We start from the raw sequence: 22415 nt of genomic DNA on the forward strand, positions 1-22415 counted from the left end.
ATGACCGAGTTGTCGCAAGTGTCGGTGACGGCACTCAAGGGGGTCGGCGAGGCCATGGCCGAGAAATTGGCCAAGGTCGGCCTGGAGAATCTCCAGGACGTGCTGTTCCACCTGCCGCTGCGTTACCAGGACCGCACTCGCGTGGTCCCGATCGGCCATTTGCGACCGGGCCAGGACGCGGTGATCGAAGGCACCGTCAGCGGCGCCGATGTGGTCATGGGCCGCCGCCGCAGCCTCGTTGTTCGTCTTCAGGACGGCACCGGCGGGCTCAGTCTGCGTTTCTACCATTTCAGCAACGCCCAGAAAGAAGGCCTCAAACGCGGCACACGGATTCGCTGCTATGGCGAAGCGCGGCCCGGTGCGTCGGGTCTGGAAATCTATCACCCGGAATACCGCGCCATCACCGGTGACGAGCCGCCGCCGGTGGACGAAACCCTGACCCCGGTTTATCCGCTCACCGAAGGCCTGACCCAACAGCGTCTGCGCCAACTGTGCATGCAAACCCTGACGATGCTCGGGCCCACCAGCCTACCCGACTGGCTGCCGAGCGAACTGGCGCGGGACTATCAACTGGCGCCGCTGGCCGATGCGATTCGTTACCTGCATCACCCGCCCGCCGATGCCGACGTCGACGAACTCGCCCTCGGCCATCACTGGGCCCAGCATCGTCTGGCCTTCGAAGAACTGCTGACGCATCAACTGTCCCAGCAACGTCTGCGTGAGAGCATGCGTTCCCTGCGCGCGCCAGCGATGCCAAAAGCCACCCGGCTGCCGGCCAAATATTTGGCCAATCTGGGCTTCGCACCGACGGGTGCCCAGCAGCGTGTCGGCAACGAAATCGCCTACGATATGAGCCAGCACGAACCGATGCTGCGGCTGATTCAGGGTGACGTCGGCGCGGGTAAAACCGTGGTCGCCGCCCTCGCCGCACTCCAGGCCTTGGAGGCCGGCTATCAAGTCGCACTGATGGCGCCCACCGAAATCCTCGCCGAACAGCACTTCATCACCTTCAAGCGCTGGCTCGAACCGCTGGGCATTGAAGTCGCGTGGCTGGCCGGCAAGCTCAAAGGCAAGAACCGCGTGGCCGCACTGGAGCAGATTGCCAACGGCACACCGATGGTGGTCGGCACCCACGCGCTGTTCCAGGACGAAGTGCAGTTCAAGAATCTCGCACTGGCGATCATCGACGAACAGCACCGCTTCGGCGTGCAGCAACGGCTGGCGTTGCGGCAGAAAGGTGTCGGCGGGCGGATGTGTCCGCACCAACTGATCATGACCGCCACACCCATTCCCCGGACGCTGGCCATGAGTGCCTACGCTGACCTCGACACCTCGATCCTCGACGAACTACCGCCCGGCCGGACCCCGGTGAACACCGTGCTGATCACCGATACCCGGCGCGTCGAAGTCATCGAACGGGTGCGCGGCGCCTGCGCTGAAGGACGTCAGGCCTATTGGGTGTGCACGCTGATTGAAGAGTCAGAAGAGCTCACCTGCCAGGCCGCCGAAACCACCTACGAAGACCTCACCGCCGCCCTCGGCGAGCTGAAGGTCGGGCTGATCCACGGCCGCATGAAGCCCGTCGAAAAAGCCGCGGTCATGGCCAAATTCAAGGCCGGCAACCTGCAACTGCTGGTCGCGACCACGGTGATTGAAGTCGGCGTCGACGTGCCCAACGCCAGCCTGATGATCATCGAAAACCCCGAACGCCTCGGGCTCGCGCAATTGCACCAGTTGCGCGGTCGCGTGGGGCGAGGCAGCGCCGCCAGCCATTGCGTGCTGCTCTACCATCCGCCGCTGTCGCAAATTGGCCGTCAGCGCCTGGGCATCATGCGCGAAACCAACGACGGGTTTGTCATCGCCGAAAAAGACCTTGAGCTGCGCGGCCCCGGCGAAATGCTCGGTACGCGTCAAACCGGCCTGCTGCAATTCAAGGTCGCCGACCTGATGCGCGACGCCGATCTGCTGCCCGCCGTGCGCGACGCCGCCCAAGCGCTGCTGGAGCGCTGGCCAGATCACGTCAGCCCGCTGCTCGACCGCTGGTTACGTCATGGGCAGCAATACGGCCAAGTGTGAGCACCGTCGCAGTTTCTGAACCACCGTTCTGAGCAAGCTGGTTATACTCCTGCCATTGTTTTAAAACGGATACAGACCATGACCGAAGTTGCCCTCGCACCCGCCTCCCCGCACGCTCCGTCGGTTATTCGGCTGATGCTGGGCAAATTGGGTATCGCCTACGAAGAAGTCCTCGACCATCACGGCCTGAACGCCGCACGCAAAGTGCAGGCTGTTCTGCTCGATGACGCCGTGGGCACGCTCATGGTGCTGTTCCCGCAGAGCCAATTGCTGGACCTCAATCGCCTCGCCGAACTGACCGGCCGCCGCCTCACCGCCGTGTCCACCGAACGCCTGGTCAAAATGCTCGGCAAACACAACCTGAGCCTGCTGCCCGGCATGCCGGCGCTCACCAGCTCACCGTGCCTGTATGAAGAAAGCCTGCTGCGCGAGCCGAAGTTGCTGATCAACTCGGGTGAGCCCGGCGTGCTGCTGGAAGTCACCAGTGAAGACTTCAAGACCATGCTGACCAAGGCCAGCGCCGCCAACTTCGGTGAAGCCCTGACCAGCATTCGCCCGAACCTCGACCGCCCTCACGATGACCGCGAGGAAATCACCCAAGCCGTTCAAGCGTTCACCGCGCGGCGTATCCAGCAGCGCCTGGAAGAAACCATCGAGATTCCGCCGCTGGCCGAGACCGCGCAGAAAATCATCAAACTGCGCGTCGACCCCAACGCCACCATCGACGACATCACCGGCGTGGTCGAAACCGACCCGGCCCTGGCCGCACAGGTTGTGAGCTGGGCGGCGTCGCCGTACTACGCCTCGCCGGGCAAGATTCGTTCAGTAGAAGACGCCATCGTCCGGGTCCTGGGCTTCGACCTGGTGATCAACCTGGCGCTGGGCCTGGCCTTGGGCAAAACCCTGAGCCTGCCCAAAGACCACCCGCAACACACCACGCCGTACTGGCAGCAATCGATCTACACCGCCGCCGTCATCGAAGGCCTGACCCGCGCCATGCCGCGCGCACAGCGTCCGGAAGCCGGCCTGACCTACCTCGCCGGCCTGCTGCACAACTTCGGCTACTTGCTGCTGGCCCACGTCTTCCCGCCGCACTTCTCGTTGATCTGCCGCCACCTGGAGGTCAACCCGCACCTGTGCCACAGCTACGTCGAGCAACACTTGCTGGGCATCAGCCGTGAACAGATCGGCTCGTGGCTGATGCGCTACTGGGACATGCCGGATGAACTGGCTACGGCGCTGCGCTTCCAGCACGATCCGGGCTACGACGGCGACTACGCCGAATACCCGAACCTCGTGTGCTTGGCCGTGCGTTTGTTGCGTAGTCGCGGGATCGGCTCCGGGCCGGATGAAGACATCCCGGATGCGTTGTTGGAGCGTGTGGGGCTGACTCGCGACAAAGCCAACGACGTGGTCAGCAAAGTCCTCGAAGCCGAAGTCCTGCTGCGCGAACTGGCTTCGCAATTCACCCAGGCCTAAAACCAATCGCGGGCAAGCCTCGCTCCCACAGGATCACCAAAACCCTGTAGGAGCGAGGCTTGCCCGCGATGAATCCCCCGCCGATCCACCCGAACCACCACAACCCCTGTGGGAGCGAGCCTGCTCGCGATGAATCCAACTCGGCATCTCTGAATCACCACACCCCACTGTGGCGAGGGAGCTTGCTCCCGCTCGACTGCGCAGCAGTCGCAACCCAGCTAACGCGATGTATCAGATACAACCGAGGTCTGAGGTATTAGGGCCGCTCCGCAGCCCAGCGGGAGCAAGCTCCCTCGCCACAAAGTCAGTCACTCGACTCAAGCCTTTGCCTTAGCTTTGGCCTTCCGCGGCTTCAAATACTTGGTCAACCCCTGAAACCAGATCACCAACGCCGGATTCCCCTTGATCTGAATCGACTTGTCCTGAATCCCCGTCATAAACGCCAACTGCTTGTTCTTCGCCTGCATCGTGGCAAAGCCATACGCCGCGTCTTTAAAGGCAATCGCAAACGCCGGCTCGGCATACACGCCGGACTTGCTGGTGATGCGCTGATCCTTCACAAAGAAATGCCGCGCCACTTTCCCGTCCAGGGTCTGTAATTGGAATACAAGCTCCTTATCACCCAACTGCTGTTGAAATGCAGGATTAGTCCGACTGGCCTTACCCATCAACAAACCCAGCATCCACAGAAGAAAACGAAATTTCATGCGCACAGCCTCAAAAGGAAAATGAACGGCCGGCGCAGTGTAGCGGCTTCATGCAAGAACGCCACTATCTGGTTGCGTTAGAAGAAGATACGGTGTTTTTTGACGCCAATGACTACCAAGTCACGCCAACCTGATCGTTCCCACGCTCTGCTTGGAAATGCATCCCGTGACGCTTCGCGTCACCTCTCAACACCTTCCCTACACCTGAAGAAACACAATCCTGTAGGAGCTGCCGAAGGCTGCGATCTTTTGATCTTGATCCCCTCAAACCTCTCGGACATTTCCTTCAACATGCCGGGCTGTCCGTGAACTAGGCAGTCTTCGGCATCACCGATAGTCTCTGGTGGTCGCCGCAATTCGGTGACACGGATGTGCAAGTCCGAAACCGGGAGAGAATTTATTAACTCCGAGGATTTACACCTATGACCAATCCAACAGCTAACTCGCCCGAAAACGAAGACACATCCCCCTACGAATCTCTCGATTCAAAAAAACTCCACGCAGCCGCAGAGCGCGCTCTAGATCTTCACCTCGGCACACCTGCGGATAAAAAACCTAAACGTCGCAATGGCGACCTCTTCATCGTCGCTCCCGACCTCCACACCGAAACCGTCCTGGCCAACGCCTCGGAAGACCTGCTGTCCATCAGCGCCATCGCCGCCGACCTGGCCGACAGCGTAGAAGGCTCACGCCGCTCCGTCGCACTGGCACTCAGTAGAATGGCGGTCGGTGTGCATCTGTTAGTGGAGCGAGCGCTGGATCATATTGATTCGCCGAATCCGGCGGAGCATCGGGCGAAGGTGTAGCAACTTCGCGAATAGAGAACGGGGGGCTTTGCGCCCCCCTTCTTGCTGAACAGCGAAATTCACAGACAGTGACTGGCCTTTATGTCTGAGCCTTGCGAAACCAAGCGCTTCACGCTGTCGCTACCCTGCGGGCTACCTTTGTCAGCTGACAACTGATAACAGGCCAACGCCCGGGACATATCCTTAGTTCCCAACTGGCCACTCTCAAAAGAAGAACCCAGATAGTTGCTCGCCTCTGTGGACCCCATGGATACCGCGCGAAAAACTTCCCTTTCTGCCTGCTCGGGGTGCAGGCAAGGGCCGTTATAGTCGGTGGAATTACCGTTACAAAAATAAGTGGCATAACCCAACGCGCCGCTCGGTGTCGTCGATGCCGCTTTGAACAAAGCCTCAAGCTTGCTGGTTTCCAATTGAGGCGCCATCTGCGAAAGACTCAAACTTGCCGCCGACAGACTCGCCTGTGGATCACCCGACTCCGCAGCACAGACATAGTTTTCCAGGGACGCTTCAATCAACTCCGTAGTCAGACGGTATCGCTCAAGAAACCCTAGCCCGCCCAAACCTTCAGCACGTTGATAACAAAGGTTCTCGGCGCGGCTCATTCCGGGTCTAGCGGGTGCGACAAGCTCCTTCTCACTGAGCGACCAATCCTCAATCCCCACCAGCGCCCAACACGATTTTTTAGCAAAGTTAAGAATTTTGATGTTGCTGTTACCAGCCCGTTTATCCACAACGTTCATGTGAGTGTCGTCGACCGTTTCGATCTCAACCCCTTCAGTCTTGCCTTCCATCGCAGCCAACAACGGAAACGCCAAACCGGCGCCTGGCTCAGCAGTAATTTGCGGCTCAAATCGACCAGGATCAGAGGTCCGTTTCAACACCAATATTTTCACTGCCAGTGCGGTTAGGCGCTTCTGGGACTCTGCGTTGGCAGAAAACGCTGGCAGAAACTGAGCAAAATCCTGGGACGGACATGATCCACGCCCAATCACTGAGCCACTCCGATTGTCGGACGCAATGTTGTCCAGAAAGACGGAACGGTCGCGACTCATACTCGCAACGCAATTGTTCACGGCTGTCACGTACGCAGACGAGCCAGGCTCCGTTTCAAACGCATCGAGCAGGCAATCGGTATCACGCAATTTGATCCAGGCCCGCTGAGACTCTTTAACCTTCACCATATAGTCAGCAGCGACGACGGGATCAGTCTGATTGCCGCCCTCAAGCCGTACCATGAGTTGCTGATAGCTGACGTTTAATTGTGAATCGGCAGCTGACTTCAAACTTACAGAGCATCTTTCACCCTGAGAGCTAGTGGATATTTTTTCACAAACATCCTGCGCAAACGCAACAGACGACAACGAAGAAAAATTAAAAGCCAGCGCATAAAACGCGATCATCAAAAACGGCTTAGTCATTGAACACATAACCTTCCATAGAAACGTCCACATCCATTTCATTGCCAATGAAAACTCATACTTATTCATCTGGTGCGATAGCAATCTTCAGAAGAGGACCATGAAGGTACACAACAGCCTCGCGGCCATTAATGTCTACCGGCGTAGGGTTCTGAATCAAATCCTCACCATCTCCACTAACTATCTTGGTAAGTGTCTTATCTAAAATATTGGCACGCCATATTGTTATGCTTCCGTTCTTAAAATAAAAAATGGGGCGCGACTTACTCCAAATCGGGCTGTAAATATACCAATCATTTCCCGGTGTATTGACAGGCGCAATAGTTTCCTCTCCAGCGGAGTGCGAATAATATGCCGTTATAGGTCCAAACATCTCAATGGTACCGAACAGCACCCCGCCTATGGCGTGTTCAGTGCTATTTGACCACTGCTGAATCAGCAAGCTAGTCTCCTTAGGTTGTGCATTCGACCCCAGTTTGTAAACCATACCTTTCTGCTGCTTTCTAGTTATCTGTTCCCGATAGTAAAAAGACCCATCTAAAATCCCGGCGAACCTTTTGCCTTCGTCATTTCCGCCTAAATTTAGCGCGCCATCAAATCCGATATCTTTAGCAATGGTGTGGGTAATGGGTTGTGCTATTGGATTTCTATCCACATATTCATACAGATTCCCCCTATAAGCAGACAACTGGGTATCGTAGTGCCCTTCGAAAATGATGACATGTAGCATCCCTGCCAACATTTCTGCGGAAAGAAGATAACGTTCAGTGACGCCCTTCTCGTTCGGAAGCCCCGCTAGCCCCACGGTTCTCCACGAGCGGGAACTTTGCGTATATATTTTGTCCGCCGGCAGAAGCTTGATATCTTTTTCAGTAACAGGAGCGTTTTCCGGCAACGGTGTTAGAAAACGAATTTGTTGATCGTAAGCGTCTTCCAAACACTCTGTTGATTCGCAGGTGTTGCGCTGCGTCTCAAGCCATTCACATTCAATAATCTGAAACGTATGTTGATTTTTTAATAGTTTGAAAGCTGCGCTCAACTGTTCATCCAGAGTAGATAAAGACGGAGTTTCGCAGATTTTTCTCTCTACTTCTGTTGAGGCTTTGTCGCAGTCAAAGCTTGCCGAATACGTATAAGAACTGAGCAGCAGTAGCAAAACAAGCGACACTCCTGCAGAAAGGAATTTTAATTCTCTCATTAAACAACCATAAAATTTATTATGCCGAAGGACGTTCACAAAAAGGAAAATAACGAAGTCTCGTCTATTTATTAAAAACATAGAATTGGACCGACGAGCTTCTTACTTTTATTTTTCATTTATTTTGATGGCGGAGCGACCGCGATCTGCCTAGCACGATCAAGTGTCAGACGAATCAAGCAACTAGCAGATTGCTCACCATATATATACTTTACGCACTCGAGATCCCGAAGTTTCATCCAAGCTCGTTGAACCTCACGAAACGCGGTTCTTTTTTCGTCATTTAAACGATTTGCCTTATCATGGTAAGCCGAATTAAGCAGCGCATCCGCATCCGCCAGAACCAACTGATAAATATCGCTCTCTTGCACTATTTTGACTTGAGGTAAACTCTGAGGTAGATCCGCATCCCAGTTATTCAATCCATTATTATCATCAACTCTTAGCTTGACCGTTTTATTATCAAACCACCCATATTGATTTTTTTCCTGCTCCGATTTGTAAAGCAACTCAATATAAATTGGGTCGCTTCCCCGTTGCGGATCATTTAGCAGAGTCTGCTTTAAAACACTGACATTTCCATTTCCCTCATCCAGTTCGAAAGAAAAGCAAGGGTTTGGCCCAGGCTGAGCAGCTGACTTGCTAGCACGCATACAGGCCGCTCGAGTGGAGCCGCTTGGCTCATTACTTCCCGTTTCTACATCTTGAACTCGAATTAGCAGTCTCAGATTAGGGGCCGCAGAATAGTCGGCTTGTAATATCTTCGCGGAATAGAACGGTTCTGCTTGAACGGTAGCAACGCTAGATACAAAAAATGCTGAGCATGCCAAGAAAACTATATTTTTAACCACAAGTACTAATTCCATTTAGTTCAAAAAATTGCAAACCACTGGGACAGATTTAAAAAAATGGGGACACCCATCTATTTATCGTAAGCCAAATCTACTTTACAAATAAATTCGCCCATTTTTTTGCTTCTGCTCATCTGTGAGAACCACTTAATGAACGTTTATATTCTTTTTAATATAGGATTTTATTGATGCCGCATCCTTATAGGCAAAGTGCTCCTCCTCTCCCTCCTGGTAACCATCAATACCGCTCAGATGCTTATCGAACCGAATAAGCTTATTAGTCACCAACTGATTTTTCGACCCCTTCTCATAACTATAAACCTGATAAAGGGTTCCATAGGTACCAATACCCCTACTGGTAAGCTCCCAAGAAACCAAAACCAATACATTTTTCTTCCCTTGTACGGGGTAAAAGAACAGCGACTCAATTTTAGGATCTGAGCCAGCGACATCGTACTTATCAACTAGACTTTTAACCTTGCTTTTATCAGCCTCTGCTGTCTCTAGGATTAGCGAGATAGGGAACTCTGCATCTCCCGTATCTAAAAATGATAACTCGCCATTATCTACAACGTTTGTTTTAAATGGACCTTGAATTACCTTGCCTTGCAAAGGCCTCGCATCATCTTGAGCAAAGCTTATACCCGCCAAAATAAAAAAGAAGAAAAACGCAGTAAGCCGGAGCATTGTGAGCACTCTCTTAATCAAAGATTCATTAGCGTTGCGAGAGATTGGAATCGGTTATTCCTATCCGTATATCCATTTTGGCCACCGTTCACCATCTGCATTACGTTAACGACACTGCCTGTCTTAGCAATATCACAAAGCTTCGTCCCTCCCTGACCAGTTTTCGTGAACCAGAATACGAAAGCAGACTCCACACCGTATTCGATCGAGGAAACCAGTAGATCAGGGTTGGCCACGAAATCCTGTATATCCGTTGGATTTTTCTAGCGAGGAAAAAGGGGCAGATTTATTTATCGATAGCTAACCTACCCCATAAATAAATCTGCCCCCTTTTCTATCTCAGATCAATAGATTGGCATCTGAAACCGCATTCTCGCCATACATCTTTCTGGCGCTTCCCCATACAACTTCTGAGTCATGGCGCAATTCTTTTCTGCATACTCATTCCACGAAGGGCCAAAGTCTACATCCCCTGCAACGTATTCAACTGCTTTGGAGTAATCCATAGCAGTAGCTTTCTCGTTAACCACTGAAACTGCCTTGTAAAAGCCGTCTCCAATTACGCCGGTGCGGAGATATATGAGCTCACTCAAGCGAAAACTTGTAAGCTGTTTCATGCAAGAAATTTTGTCTATTGGCGCCTCCGCACCAGAGGTCCCCTCGCCTTCGTCGTTACAATATCCATCTTTCAACTTAATCCAATTTTTCTGCACAGCCAGCAATTCGGATTTTAATGACACATCTAATTCTAACGACAACGCTTTGTATTGATCATTTAGCACTTTATCAATTTTGACAAATGCTGCCTGCGAGCAGGTAATAATATCCGGATTCGTTAGATTCGCAGAATTACATTTAATATCCGCCAATGCTAACCCCATCGAAACGTACAAAATGGAGACAGCAGTAAACATTTTTTTAATTACTTCCAGCAACTGCATTTTAATGCCTCCTCAAAATAAACTGCTTCTTTTTCACGCCTTGTCACGAGACCAGCTGTTTCAGGAGCATTCTCCCAAAGCCTTTTCATACTGCGAAGTCGTGAAGGAATCAACTCAGGTTTGTCGCTATCAAAATCTTCTTTTATCTGCTTCATCTCCAGACGCGCCAGTGCTTTTGCTGGAGTGCTTCCGCTTAACGCATTGCCTCTATTTACGACGAGAGAGAGCAATACACCCTGACAATCCGGATGTAAATTTATCGCTTTAGGGTACACATTAACAACCTGTTGAGCATACCGTCTCTTCATAATCACAGCTAGCTTCAGCGCGCTATCTTTACTTATCGATATGGAACTCACATTGTGAACAAAGTCCCTGGCGTCTTGGCCTTTTTTACCTAATGCACCCTTCAAGCTTTCTATTTCACTTGCTGTGTAAAGATCTTTAAGCTCAGCATCTACCGCGGCAGAAGTTTGCTGTCCAAGATCATAGCCATAACCGATAGTCACACCACTATTATTATCAGCCAAAGCATACGGATGTTCTCTATACGCCTCAGTCGCCAAGAGAAAGTCGAATAGCTTCTTGGAGACCACATAGGGCCCGACCGTCGTTTCCAAAGTATAGACTTCCGACTTACACTTCTCAGGACATCCAGACAGGAAGTTGCCCAACAATCCAATTGGATGAATATGTTGAATATTAATATCGCTGGTTATTCCATATTTTCCAACCAGTTTGTCCCACCAACTCAAACGTTCAATCCGCGCCTTCTCTTCAACCCATCCCTTATGTGGATCCGAGTCGCTGTGCCCCATTAGCTCATCCAAGGCATCCCACTTCTCTTTTTTGTATTGCCACTCGCTCTCGTAGCGCGTAACCATCTGAGAGATAGGTTGAGAGAGCCAAGGCTTACCTAGGGCTTCTTTTATTTCCAAAGGGGTCAGCTTTTTATCGCCATTTTTGTCCAGTATTTTATACAACTGCTGCTTCGCAGGACCGTCGTTAGCGTTTCCGACATTAGGCAGATAAGTTGCTCGCTCCTCTTCATTAAGGTTTTCCTGTGCATGAAGAAAGGCAGCCAAGTGGTCCACATTGCTGACGGTTTCTTCAATAAAACTGAAGTTTTCCCACTCAAAGGGCGAGTGACGAGACAACGTGATGTCTGGCTCCGCGAACCAGCCGCTGATCTCGTTGCCATCCGCATCCCCCAGCAGTCCATCTAAACGCCACCAAAGCGTGTAAGTGGTTGCTCCACCCATGACGACAGGTACCTTGATTTTTTTCTCGGCAGGTAACGCTTCGAGCACACCTACAGGAACCAAAAAATCATAGCCGACCTTTTTGTGGGCGTCGGTTACTTTGGGTGGATTCGCAGCGTTCATGCCTTGCACATGGGTGATCAACAAGCTGTCTTTGGGAATCTTGAGCAGTGTTTTTTCGGCTGCTGGCAAACCTGTAGCCTTCTCCTTGCTCAGATCGGTGAATGCCTTGATGTCTTCGCAGCTAAACACTTCCAAGTGCAGCAAGTTTTTGGGGGCAGGATCAGAGTGGTTCTGATATTTCCCTACATGACCAATCAGGCTCCCAGCCTTTACCGGAAATGGACGCTCCAGCACATGGACAGTATTTTTTTCGGCCGGCTCACTCTTCGTTTCAAGCATTGCGGTCGAGACATAGCCGAGCACGCCATTGGTTGCGGTCAGCGCAGGGACAGCACTACCGCCAACGATTTCTAGCAACTTTTGATAGCTACCACTTGTCCCGTCATTCCCGATTTTCACCTGAGTTCCAATCGGTAGAATTGATTTTATAGCGCTTGTCCGGTTATTCGTTACATGAACGGCAAGGCCTTTTTGAGGCGGGTTCATTTCATCTTTCGCAGCGCCACCGATAACGTAGCTATTGGGTGTTGCACCAGCCGTCATTTCTCTCTTGAATACCCAACCGGTTCCCGGAAGAAGACTGGCATCAGCAGGAGTAACACTCACCACCTTGAGCCATCCGTGATCTTCTTCGCCTGTTTCAACGACCGTGCCGCGGGGTAATACGGTTAACACAGTGCCGTAACCAGGTTTTCCCCTCGGTTCCTGTCGAACCCTCAGCCCCAGGAGTTTGTCATTAGCAGCTGCCTTGACCTGCCACTTACCACCGTTCCAGAAGGTCGGTCCGCCTAATGCGGGAGTAGAATTGTAGGTATTCCAGTCCAGCAAATGCATGTAAAGACTGAAAAACGTAAGGCTTGGCCCAGGCACAGTTGCCGCAGGTGACGCGCCGGAGGCAGGTGCTGGTGCGGGAGGCACGGGAACTTCCAGACGGTGCTTAACCAACACAAACCCCGTTGAATAAACCGAATGCGTCGAACCGAAATCTGATTTTGGGTATGCCTCGTCAATCCGATAAGCCACTACCTCGCCGTCTGCGATGCACCTGACTTCCGTCAGATCACTCACCAAACCGGTGTCTTCATCAAAGTGAACACCGCCGTGCCAAAGGCCGTTGGCACCTAATGGATAGTAACCATCCTTGGCCTTCGCCAGCGCCTTGTAAAACTGCTGTGGATCCGTCACTTCTGCTGTCCCTACTTTCAGGGGATACGACCATTTTTGTACTTTGCTAGTTGTTTCTGTCATTACCAATTTACCTAAATCCTGATCCCTGGTGGCTTGGATTGCCGTCTATGTCGATCAACCAGAAAAATTGAGCATTCGTTTGGGTTTGCGTTTGACCTGTTCCTCAGGCGCATTCAACAACGCCTGATCCATCAAACTCCCCGCCTTATCCTTATCCGCAGCCCCCGGCAGCACCGGCGGTTTAATCCCAATCCCTGTCCCGCTCCCCGCCGAACCACCCGCGTTAATCTTCACGATCGGCCCAACAATCGTCACACCACCGGCATCCAGCTTGATAAAGCTGCCGCCCCCCAAAATGGTCAGTTCCGAACCCGCCTCAATAACAATCTTCGCCCCGGCCTTCAGATGAATCTCTTTCCCAACGCTAGTCAGCTGCGCAGTCCCCAACTTCACATGCTGGTTCTGCCCAATCGTCAGGTGATCGTCCATCCGCGCTTCAGTCTTACGATCAGCAATCGTGGTGCGATGTTCTTCAGCTTTGAGCTCGGTGTAAGTGTTCTTCTCCACCGTGTCGTGGCGTTCGTTACCCACGCGAATCTTCTGATCATGCTCAATGTTTTCATCCCAATCCCGCTGGGCATGGATGAAGATCTGCTCCGCCCCTTTCTTGTCTTCAATCCGCAGTTCATTGAACCCACCGCCCCCGGGTGAGCTGAGGGTTTTGAACACGGTTCGGGTTTTGTTCGCCGGCAGATCGTAGGGAACCTGGTTTTCCTTGTGGTACAGGCAACCGGTGACCACAGGCTGGTCGGGATCACCTTCGAGGAAGGTCACCAGCACTTCCATGCCGATACGCGGGATGGCGATGGCGCCATAACGATCACCGGCCCAACTCGAAGAGACACGCATCCAGCAGCTGGTTTTGTCGTCGGCCAGGCCTTCGCGGTCCCAGTGGAATTGCACCTTGATGCGGCCGTACTGGTCGCAGTGGATTTCCTCACCTTTGGGGCCGGTGACCATGGCGGTCTGGCTGCCGAGGACGCGTGGCTTCGGGTGCTCCAACGCGGGGCGGTAGAACACGTCCCACGGGGTGGCCAGGAAGCGGTTGCGGTAGCCCTGGTGGAAGTCGTCTTTGTCGTCGGTGGTGTCGCTGGTCACGGACTCTTCGAGCACTTGCGGTTGTTTGCCTTCATGGACGATTTCGGTGAGCAGCCAGAGGTCGTTCCACTCGGTGCGCGGGTGGTCGGACATTTCCAGGAAGTGGCCGCTGACCAGGGTGGTCTGATCGCTTTTGCCTTCGGCCTGGCGGTAGTCGGCGCGGTGGCGTTCGAGGGCGCGTTGGCTGAGGAATTTGCCGCGCGCACGGTCGAGGAAGCGGCCGGGGTAGTCGTAGTCTTCGAGGTCTGGCTCAGTGCTTTCGCCGTCGGGTTTGTACGCGGATTCGAGTTGCAGACGTGGTTTTTCGAAGTCGTAGTCGCGGCGGGTGACGCGGCCGGTGCGGGTTTCGAGGCGCAGTTTGAAGCCTTTGATTACCGGCTCATCCGCGACCATGCCGCTGCCTTGCACGTACGCGGTTGGCTGCCCGAGTTTTGGGAACACGGTCTGATCATCGCCGAATACCAAAAGATGACCTTTGGAACTGTGCTGGAAGTGGTAGTGAATGCCTTCTTCTTCGCACAGGCGCTGCACGAAGTGCAGGTCGGTTTCGTCGTATTGCACGCAATAGTCGCGGTCCGGGCACGGCTGGCTCAACTGAAATTTGTAGGCGTTGCCTTTGATGCCGTGCTCATCGAGGATCAGCGCGATGATTTTCGGCGCGGACATCTGCTGGTAGATGCGCTGATTGGTGCGGTGGTGCAGGTATTGCAGTTGCGGCACCAGGGAGATTTTGTAGCGGGTCAGGCGTTTGCCGGCATCGCCTTGGGCGACGCGGTAGATCTGGCCGTGGATGCCGCTGCCTTGCGGATCGAACGCGAGGAATGCCTGTTTATGCAGGAGCTTTTCCAGGTCCAGATCGGGGTTTTCGCTGACCAGTTCCAGGTCGAAGCGATACGGCTGGCTGATGCCTTCAGTGCCGGTGAACGACAGCACTTGCAGGTCGCCAACATAGTCGTCGACGGTGAGGCTGAAATGCGTTTCGTTAGCTGAGTTGAACATGGCTTGCTCCCTGTTCGGTAGTCATCCGTTACGCCCGAAGTCGCAGGCGTTGCAGCCAAGACGATTTGGCGCCCATGGCGTCACGCAGTTGGGCGGCAGTGATCGTTCGATCTGCCGCATCGAAAGCCAGCGCCGCTCGCAGGGCTGGCCAGCAGTGTTTCGGTAGATTCCTGGGTGCGTGCAACTCGCGTTCGAGGTGGCCGTCGCGGGCCTCGGTCGAGGGCAAGCGGCGGAACGGGTGTTTGCCGCCCGCCAATTCGTACAACACGCAGGCCACGCCGTAGACATCCGCACTGGCCGACAGCGGTTGGCCTTCGAGCAGTTCGGGGGCGGCGTAGCCGGGGGTCCAGGCGTTGAAGCGGCTGCGGCTCAGGTGTGGCAGGCCGGGCAGGATACCCTCCTCGGCCTGGCCCAGACCGAAGTCGAACAGGCGCACGCCTTCTTCGCTGAGCATGACGTTGCTCGGCTTCATGTCACCGTGCAGCACACCGCGCGCGTGGGCGAAGGCCAGCGCGTCGAGCAGCGGCAGCGCGATGTCGCGCAGTTCTTTCCACAGCAAACCCAGCGGCCGCTCGCAGAGTAATTTGTCCAGGGTCAGCCCACGCATGAGTTCCATGGTGATGAAGGCGCGCTGGCAATCGGTGTCCACTTCAAAGCTGTGCAAACGCAGCACGTTGTCGTGGCGCAGGCGTCGGGTCAGGGCGAACTCGCTGTAGAGCAAGGCACTGGCGTCCGGCGATTCGGCAAATTCTTCGCTGAGGATTTTCAGCGCAATGTAAGGGTCGGGATCGCCGAACTGTTCGCTCAGCAGATCCCGTGCGCGGTAAACCGCGCCCATGCCGCCTGCACCGAGCAAGCGCTCGATGCGGTAACGGCCTGCGAGCACGTCCGGCATTTCACCGAGGCTGGCCTTGGTCGGCGCCAGCGCAGGCTCAGCGTTACGCGGCTTTCCGTTTAGAGGCGTGGCAAAGGCAAAGTAAGTCAGGTTACTGGCCTCCTCGTCGGTCACCAGCAGGTCGTCGAGCGGCGGCATGAGTTGGGTCATTGTCGGATCACCACGGCAGTCAGGTTGTCCCGGGCCGAGCCACGCAGAGCGCCGTCGAATAGACGCTCCAGCGCAACGTGCGGTGCGGTCAGGCTCAGGGCATTGCCCAAGGCATCGCTGCTGAGCCCTTGGTACAAACCATCGCTGCACAACAGAAACGTATCGCCGGGGTAAACCTCAAGTTCGAGCACGTCCAGCGTCAGCTGCTCGGCAGCCCCGACCGCGCGGGTCAAGGCATGAGCAGAAGGATGCGCACGAGCGTCCTCGACGCTCATGTTTTGCTCGTCGATCAGTTGCTGCTGCAGCGAATGGTCCTTGGACAGCTGATACAAACGCTGGCCGCGCCACAGGTAGCAACGGCTGTCGCCGGCCCAGATGCAGGCCGCGCGATTACCTTCCACCAGCAGCGCCACCACGGTGCTGCCCATGATGCTGTCATGGCGCCCGGCGGTGACGGTCAACTCCTGACCCAAGCGGCGGTTGAGCCAGTGCAGGCACTGGCGTATGCCTTTGAGTCGTTCGTCGAAGTCGTCCTGCACCGGCAATTCCGCCAGGCTGGCGACGATCAACTGGCTGGCGATGTCGCCACCCTGATGACCGCCCATGCCGTCCGCGACCACCCACAACCCCTGCTGTGGACAGTCGAGAAAAGCATCTTCGTTGCGCGCCCGAACCTTGCCCGGATCGGTACGCGCAGCGCTGCGCCAGGGACTGGCAACCAGCATCAGAGCTGCACCGGCATACGGAAGGTGCGCAGCACGCCCATGTCGAACGGGTTCGGCGTGCGCTGGCTCGACAGCAAGTAGTTGGCGCGCAGGCCGCCCACGTCAGCCTTGAGCACCAACACGTCGCGACCGGTCAGGTACTCGGTCTGCATCAAGTCGAACAGACGGAACAGCGACCATGGGCCGGTGTTCTTCTCGATGCCGATCGGGCGGCCGGCCATTTTGTCGAGGACCAGGCTGGTGCGACCGTCTTCAGCGTCGGTCGGCCATTTGAACGACACCGGCACGATCGGGCCGTGGCGGTATTCGATGGTCTTGTCGCCAAACTTGAACTCGGAACGGCTGACGGCCGGGTCGAGGGTGTACGGCTCCAGTTTGAACTGCACTTGTGGCTCGGCCGGATTGATCGAGAAGAAGCTCTGGCGAATCACTTGTGCCGCGGCCATCTGGTCGAGGTAGACCTTGGAGATCGGCATGCTGTGACCGTCGATGCTGCGCAGACGGTAGTTGCCTGGGTCGCCACTCACGAACGGACGCATGTACGTATCAAAGAAACGATCGGCGATGCCCTGGGCTTTGAAAAACTCGCGGAAGTCGCTGATCGCAACGTCGCTGGTGCTGTGAGCGCTGAACGGGTAACGCTTGTTGATCGCCTTGCCATAGAAGCTGTACAGCTCGCTCTGATAACGCTGGTTCAGGTACTGGTAGGAATCGTTCAGCACCAGACGCCAGGTGTCTTCAGCCAGTACGTTGAACCACACGCTGACCGGACGCGGCAGACGGTTTGAGGCATTGCGCAAGTTGCTCAGCGCATCACGCTGGCCGCTCATGCGGGTCTTGGCCATTTCGAACGCAGCCTGCTCCGGCGCGCTGGCACGGGCCAGGCTCGACAGTTGCAATTGCAGGTCGTTGAGCGCTTGCAGGGCTGGGGTCAAATCAGCGGCCGGGCCGTTGTTGTCATCCAGCAAACGGTGCAGCGGCTCGAAGCGACGTTGCAGGGATTTCTTCGCGGTGTCCGGCAGGTTCTTCGCCATGTCCGACGCTTTGTCCGCTGCAGCAGCGGCCAGTTTGCCGAGCTTGCCGCCCTTCTCGCCCAGTTTGTCCGCCGCCTCGGCAGCTTCATCAGCACTGTCGGCGATCACCGGGAAACGGGTGTTCTCGCGCACTTCCACCAGCAGTTGCAGCACGGGCGAGTTGGCGGACGTCAGGCCCGCCAGTTGCTCGGCACCTTCACCGGCGTCGTTGATCGGGGGTAAGGCAACCTGGCCGACCGCTTCACTCCAGAAGTTGGCGTAGTCGCGGAAGTACAGTTGCTCCAGTTCGACCATCAGGCGACGCAAGTCCATGCCACTGATGCCCGAACCTTCGCCCAGCACCCAGTTGTCACGCAGGATATCGGTGACCAGCGCAGAGCCCTGAACCGAGAAGTACTGCTGATAACCCTGTTGGGTATAGAACCCCGGGATCACGTATTCGGTGCCGACAAACAGCGCACCTTGTGGGCCCAAGTGTTGGCTGAGGCGATATTCCGGCAGGTTACGGGCCTGCTCGCGCAGCATCCGGTAAACCACGTTGGCCAACGACTCGCTACGCAACACCTGACGCGCCTGAGCCACCAGTTGATCGTTCAGTGGATAGATAAACGGCTGCTTCAGCAAACGCTCGAAGTGGGTGTTCAAACCGTTCTGCACGGCGGTGTTGCCGGCGTAACGCTGGGACCATTCAGTGGCCACCCAATCCTTGAGCCACGGGCCGTCGCGGCGATCTTTCATGTTCAACATCAGGTACGCACGCAGGCTGTTGAGCAGGCGTTCGCGGTCCTTCATGTTGGCGCGGATCTGCCCTTCCAGCAGCGTCGCGACCCGTGGCAGCAGTTGCGCTTCAAGCTCACGCTCGTAGGCCTCCTTGACCACCGGATTGACCTCTTCGCCTTGGTACAGACCGCCGCGTTCGTGGTAACTCACGTCGCCTTTTTTCGGGAAGACCTGAGTCGCCGCGTAGCTGGTGTCGAGGGGCTTGAGCACGGCCATGGAATCATCACGCGCGGTCAGGGTCGAGCGCTGTTGAGTCCAGTTTTGAGCCAGGTTCCGCAGGTTTTCCAGACGCTCGTAGTTGGCCGAGAATCCGCCCGCCCACAGCATGCCGAACAGTGCCAGCGCCGCCAATGCGCCTACGTACAACGCGCGTTGACCCCAATGGATGCGGCTGCGTTCGCGCTTGTCCAGACCGGCCAGATCGGCTTCCGGGAAGATAACGCGGCTCAGCAAATGGTGAATGAAGCGCGAACGGCCGCTGCGCAAGGTCGGCAGCACGCCGGCGTTCATGCCCAGATTGGCGCCGATGCCGGCGGTGGTCTGGTCCATCTCTTGAGTCAGGTGCGGAGCGCTGGTCAGGTAGAAACCGCGCAACTGGCTGACACGCTGGTAGCGGTTGCCGGTGAACGCCATGTCGACGAACAGGCACAGACGCTCGCCGATCTGCCCCAGTTGATGCGGGAAGTCGAGAATGCGGCCACGGCGCTGCGTGTCGCGCTCCTGGTGCATGCGCATGATCACTTGGCTGTTCAGGCGACGCAGCAACTCTTCAAACTCGGCGCGCAAGACGGCGACGTCGGTGCCGCTCTGCTCTTTGCGGAAGCTGGTGCCGAGCACCTGATCGCTTTCTTCGCGGGTCAGTTGATCGAAGAACTCGTCGAAACCCAGCAGCTTGTCAGCCTTGCTCAGGACCAGATAAATCGGCACATCAACGTGCAGTTTCTGATGCACATCTTGCAGACGCGCACGCACCTGGCGGGCCAGGGTGTCGAGGTCTTGCTCGGTGTTGCCCAGCAGCATTTCCACCGGAATGGTCACCAGCACGCCGTTCAACGGACGGTTGCGGCGACGCTTGCGCAGCAGGTCGAGCAAGGTGCTCCAGGCGCTGCCATCGACTTCGGCATCCGGCTGGGTCAGGTAACGCCCGGCGGTGTCGATCAGCACACCGTGGTCGGCGAAATACCAGTCGCAATGACGGGTGCCGAGGGTGTCGCGGGTCAGCTTGCGGTCGATCTTGTTGATCGGAAACTCAAGGCCCGAGAAGTCCAGCAGGCTGGTCTTGCCGCTGCCCTGCGGGCCGATCAACAGGTACCACGGCAAATCACTGCGCCAGCGTTCGCTGCGACCGCGATAGAGGCTCGAGGTCTTCAGGGTTTTCAACGCATCCTTGAAGCGCACGCGAAGCTCTTTCTGCTCTTCGTCGATCAACTCTTCACGGCGGATACGGTCTTGGCCGTCTTCGGTGTCTTCGATGGCTTTCTTGCGTACGCCAGCGCGCCAGCTGACGAAGACCATGGTCAGGCCCCAGATCAGGAACAGCACACTGATGGTCAGCAGGCGGGAGGTCGAACCTTCCCAGAACTTGTAGTCGTCGACCGCCAGCAGCGGCCCGACGAACCACACCAGCAGCGCGACGAACAACACCACCAGCAGGGTCCAGACCCAGGTCTTGCGCAAGAATGCGCCGACTTTCTTGAAAAACTTTTTCATCACACGTCCCTGTTTACGGCTGCGACTGCGGCTGAACCGTGGCCGGATCAAGCTGCTGATAAGGTTGCAGAACGGTTTCGCGTTGCTCGCCCAATACCCAGGCGAAGCCCGAATACATCACCACCAGGCACACCACGGTAAACAGCACCACCATCCACGCCGGCACGATGCGCACCAGGCTGCGGCGCTGATCATTCAAGCCTTCCCAATGGGGCGACAGTTCGCGAGGCACGTCGCCGCGCAACTGACGAATCTGACGATACAAGGCGTCGCGGATGCCTTCGAGTTCGAGCATGCCGCGGGCTTGCACGCGGTACTTGCCTTCGAAACCCAGCGACAGGCACAGGTACATCAGCTCCAGCATCGGCAGGTGCTTGACCGGGTTTTTTGACAGGCGATCCAGCAACTGGAAGAACTTCTCGCCGCCGAAGGTTTCGTTGTGGAAGCTGCTGAGCAGGCTCATCTGCGACCACTCGCTTTCGTTGCCCCACGGTGTGGTCACGACAGCTTCGTCGACCACGGTGCAGAGCACGTAACGCGCGGCCATCACCTGGCTGCTTTCGGCGCCGTTGTGCAGCGCCCGCACTTCAAACAGTTTCAGTCCGGCGGTCAGTCGCTCGTTGAGCGCGTACATGTCTTCGCGAGTGTCGCTGTGCTTGAGCCGCACCACTTCCGACAACAGGTCGGACGCGGCGGCTACCAGCGAATTGAGGCTGATGTTGAACGCTTCCGCCGGGCGCAAACGCGCGGCGTAGATCATCCGTTCTTCGAGCTGCTCAAAACGTGGCGGTGCAGCAAAATCTGTTAGCGGACTCTGCGCCGGGCCGTGGCCCTGGCGGTCGAGCAGGACGGTTTTATCGTCCTGGTTGTGTTCCATGTCCTTGATCATGTCGGTCAGTTCCTGATGGCCCAGAATTTCAGTTCAAGCTCGGCAAATTCGCCGGACACGTGGAACGCGAAGCCGCCGGAGCGCTCGAGTTGTGCCAGGTCTTCGGAACTGAGTTCGAGAATGAAATAGGTTTTGTTGGAGTGGAACGCTATCTGCCGCGGGGCCACCGGCAACGGTTTGACCTTGATGCCCGGCAGATGCAGGTTGACCAGTTGGCGAATGCGCTCCACCGGGCCGACCTTGAGGTGCGCCGGCAAGCGATGGCGCAGTTCTTCGGAGTCGCAGTTGGCACTGGCGGCGAGCACGAACGAGGCCGAGCCCAGCAGTTTGTGGTCGTGCAACGGCGAGACGATGATCCCGTACTGGCGCGCTTGCAGGACCAGTTCGATGGCGTGCTGTTCGAGCACCATCGACAGCACCTGACGAATCGCTTCCATCAGTTTGCGGAAACTCGCACCCTGGTCGCTGTGCTGGTAACGGCTGTCCAGACGCGGGCGTTTGCTGTCGCTGGAGAAGGTCGCCAAATCGCCGAGCATGGTCAGCAGCGTGCGGTACAACTCTTCCGGGTGAACCTGCTCCAGGCCGAGGTAGTGGCGCAGCAGCAGTTCGGTGCGGTTGATCAGTTGCAGCATCATGAAGTCGCCGACTTCCGCGCCACCGACTTTGCCGTTGGAGCGGATGCGCTCGGCGATGGTGTCGCCCCGGTGGCCGAGCATGCTGATCACTTCTTTCAAGCACGACAGCAGATAGCTGGAAGAATGCGCCTGAATGTAGGTCGGCACGAAGTCCGGGTCGAGGCTGATCACGCCGTCGGGCGTGGTGTCGAGCACTTCGCAGACCTTCAGTTTCACGTAGGCCTGGTCGCTCTGTTGCTCACCGAGCAACAATTTGAAGTCCGGGCGGCCGCAGCTGACCTGGCTGGTAGAATCGTCGCCAGCGTTGGAGTCGGCGACTTCCGCTTCGTACGCGGTGTAGCGCGCCAGCACGTCGGATTGCTCCGGACGCCGCGACTCGATGTGGTTGCCGGTGACCAGTGGCAGCGCCAGGTAGATCGGCGTATGACCGGTGTTTGGCGGCACGTCGAGCGCCAACGGTTCGGTGTTGCCGCCGAGTTCGAACAGGCTGCCGTCCGGCAGAATCCCCGAGGCCTGGCTGATCACCAGTTTGCCCATGTTGAGGAACTGCAAGTCGATGTCCAGGTTCAGGAAGCCCCAGGTGTAGCTGCCCAGCAACTGCGTGCGGGTCTTCATCTGGTGGTCGTAGTAGCGATCGTTGTGCTGGAAGTGCTGCGGGCGCAGCAACATGCCTTCCTGCCAAATCACTTTATGGGAATTCATGA

At 56.1% G+C, this 22415-nt stretch carries 16 protein-coding genes; 3 read left to right on the top strand and 13 right to left on the bottom strand.

Annotated elements, in window-relative coordinates; genetic code table 11:
* Positions 1–2076, top strand: a complete 2076-nt coding sequence (gene recG / locus ACYZTW_RS00210) for an ATP-dependent DNA helicase RecG (RefSeq protein WP_462003274.1) — start codon at positions 1–3, stop codon at positions 2074–2076.
* 78 nt (positions 2077–2154) lie between these two features.
* Positions 2155–3555: an aminoacyl-tRNA deacylase and HDOD domain-containing protein gene (locus tag ACYZTW_RS00215; protein ID WP_462003275.1), complete on the top strand. Its 1401-nt coding sequence runs from the start codon at positions 2155–2157 to the stop codon at positions 3553–3555.
* Between the two features lie 317 nt (positions 3556–3872).
* On the opposite strand, the gene ACYZTW_RS00220 is transcribed toward ACYZTW_RS00215, so the two are convergent.
* Positions 3873–4262: a hypothetical protein gene (locus tag ACYZTW_RS00220; RefSeq protein WP_008150118.1), complete on the bottom strand. Its 390-nt coding sequence runs from the start codon at positions 4260–4262 to the stop codon at positions 3873–3875.
* Positions 4263–4684: 422 nt separating this feature from the next.
* Here ACYZTW_RS00220 and ACYZTW_RS00225 point away from each other — a divergent pair, with 422 nt between their 5' ends.
* The gene (locus ACYZTW_RS00225) at positions 4685–5068 is read left to right on the top strand and encodes a DUF6124 family protein (RefSeq protein ID WP_462003276.1); all 384 of its coding nucleotides are present in this window, start codon (positions 4685–4687) and stop codon (positions 5066–5068) included.
* Between the two features lie 59 nt (positions 5069–5127).
* On the opposite strand, the gene ACYZTW_RS00230 is transcribed toward ACYZTW_RS00225, so the two are convergent.
* The 12 genes from ACYZTW_RS00230 to tssK form a co-directional block, all read right to left on the bottom strand.
* On the bottom strand, positions 5128–6468 hold the full coding sequence (locus ACYZTW_RS00230; protein WP_462005876.1) for a lysozyme inhibitor LprI family protein: 1341 nt from the start codon (positions 6466–6468) through the stop codon (positions 5128–5130).
* A gap of 79 nt (positions 6469–6547) precedes the next feature.
* Positions 6548–7684: a lysozyme inhibitor LprI family protein gene (locus ACYZTW_RS00235; protein WP_462003277.1), complete on the bottom strand. Its 1137-nt coding sequence runs from the start codon at positions 7682–7684 to the stop codon at positions 6548–6550.
* A gap of 119 nt (positions 7685–7803) precedes the next feature.
* A complete protein-coding gene (locus ACYZTW_RS00240; protein ID WP_462003278.1) occupies positions 7804–8550 on the bottom strand; it encodes a lysozyme inhibitor LprI family protein in 747 nt (248 codons plus the stop codon).
* A 132-nt stretch (positions 8551–8682) separates the two neighbouring features.
* Positions 8683–9222 (bottom strand): hypothetical protein, encoded by a 540-nt coding sequence (locus ACYZTW_RS00245; RefSeq protein ID WP_462003279.1) that lies wholly within the window; start codon positions 9220–9222, stop codon positions 8683–8685.
* Between the two features lie 344 nt (positions 9223–9566).
* Entirely contained in the window at positions 9567–10163 is a 597-nt protein-coding gene (locus ACYZTW_RS00250) for a lysozyme inhibitor LprI family protein (RefSeq protein ID WP_462003280.1), read from the bottom strand.
* Positions 10145–12796: a pesticin C-terminus-like muramidase gene (locus ACYZTW_RS00255; protein ID WP_462003281.1), complete on the bottom strand. Its 2652-nt coding sequence runs from the start codon at positions 12794–12796 to the stop codon at positions 10145–10147. The genes ACYZTW_RS00250 and ACYZTW_RS00255 overlap by 19 nt, the downstream gene beginning before the upstream one ends.
* A gap of 54 nt (positions 12797–12850) precedes the next feature.
* The gene (locus ACYZTW_RS00260; protein ID WP_462003282.1) at positions 12851–14893 is read right to left on the bottom strand and encodes a type VI secretion system Vgr family protein; all 2043 of its coding nucleotides are present in this window, start codon (positions 14891–14893) and stop codon (positions 12851–12853) included.
* A 28-nt stretch (positions 14894–14921) separates the two neighbouring features.
* Positions 14922–15938, bottom strand: coding sequence for a serine/threonine-protein kinase (locus ACYZTW_RS00265; RefSeq protein WP_462003283.1), 1017 nt, complete (start codon positions 15936–15938; stop codon positions 14922–14924).
* A complete protein-coding gene (locus ACYZTW_RS00270; RefSeq protein ID WP_462003284.1) occupies positions 15935–16663 on the bottom strand; it encodes a PP2C family protein-serine/threonine phosphatase in 729 nt (242 codons plus the stop codon). The genes ACYZTW_RS00265 and ACYZTW_RS00270 overlap by 4 nt, the downstream gene beginning before the upstream one ends.
* Positions 16663–20187: a type VI secretion system membrane subunit TssM gene (gene tssM / locus ACYZTW_RS00275; RefSeq protein WP_462003285.1), complete on the bottom strand. Its 3525-nt coding sequence runs from the start codon at positions 20185–20187 to the stop codon at positions 16663–16665. Before tssM ends, ACYZTW_RS00270 begins: the two co-directional genes overlap by 1 nt.
* Before the next feature lie 13 nt (positions 20188–20200).
* The gene (gene icmH / locus ACYZTW_RS00280; protein WP_462003286.1) at positions 20201–21076 is read right to left on the bottom strand and encodes a type IVB secretion system protein IcmH/DotU; all 876 of its coding nucleotides are present in this window, start codon (positions 21074–21076) and stop codon (positions 20201–20203) included.
* Positions 21077–21081: 5 nt separating this feature from the next.
* Entirely contained in the window at positions 21082–22413 is a 1332-nt protein-coding gene (tssK, locus tag ACYZTW_RS00285) for a type VI secretion system baseplate subunit TssK (protein ID WP_462003287.1), read from the bottom strand.
* Positions 22414–22415: the final 2 nt, after the last annotated feature.

The sequence above is a fragment of the Pseudomonas sp. LB3P25 genome (assembly GCF_054897985.1).